This is a genomic window from Kribbella sancticallisti, assembly GCF_039530625.1.
In the GTDB taxonomy this organism is placed as follows: Bacteria; Actinomycetota; Actinomycetes; order Propionibacteriales; family Kribbellaceae; genus Kribbella; species Kribbella sancticallisti.
In genome coordinates, this window is record NZ_BAAAOS010000083.1 from 1 (window position 1) to 801 (window position 801).

Here is an 801-nt window from a genome sequence, read left to right on the forward strand (position 1 = left end):
TCTTGTTCAAGGTCTGGAACACGACGCGGGCGAGGCGGCGTTTGAGGGCTCGGAGGGCTTCGGTGTTGGAGTCGCCGGCTGCGAGGCGTTTGTCGTAGTAGGTCTTGCCCGGGCCGGCCAATCGGATCTGGGTGACGGCGATGCGGTGGAAGGCTGCGTTGAGTTGGCGGTTGCCGGCTTTGCTCATCCGCACCCGGCCGCGGGTGCTGCCTGACCAGACCGGGATGGGTGCGACACCGGCGTGCATGGCGTATTTGGCCTCGTTGGCGAAGCGGCTGATCCCCGCGGTCTCACCGACGATCTTGGCGGCGGTCAGCGGGCCGCAACCGGGTAGTTCCAACAGGTTGGGTGCGGCCGCGGCGACCAGGTTGTCGATCTCACGCTCGAGGGCGTTGATGACGGGGGTGATCCGGTCGATGTCAGCAAGGATGTCGCGGGCCAGCCGGGCGTCGATGCCGTTCTTGCCGGCCAGCCAGTCGGTCAGCTCTTGCCGCGTCCGGGCACGGTTCAGCGCTGTCGCGGGCGGGTCCGCGATCGGGTCGCCGGGAGCGATCCGGTGCAGGTGCCAGCGGAGCCGATTGACCATGCGGGTGCGCTCACCGACGAGATCTTCACGCCGGTCGACCAGCAGCTTCAGTTCCCGGGAGGTCTCGTCGTGCGAGGCGATCGGCAGGTCCGGCTCGCGCAGCGCAGCCCGGGCGACCGCCAACGCGTCGATGGGGTCGGACTTGCCGCGCGTGCGCGCCAGTCGACGCTGTTCGGCCATCAGCTTCGGCGGGACTCGGACGACTTGCTCACCCG

Annotated in this window: 1 protein-coding gene; it reads right to left on the reverse strand. The window is 68.9% G+C overall.

All coding sequences use genetic code 11. The annotated features are described in order from the left end of the window. A partial coding sequence (locus tag ABD255_RS43465; protein ID WP_344222747.1) for an IS110 family RNA-guided transposase occupies positions 1-801 on the reverse strand: 801 nt, incomplete at both ends.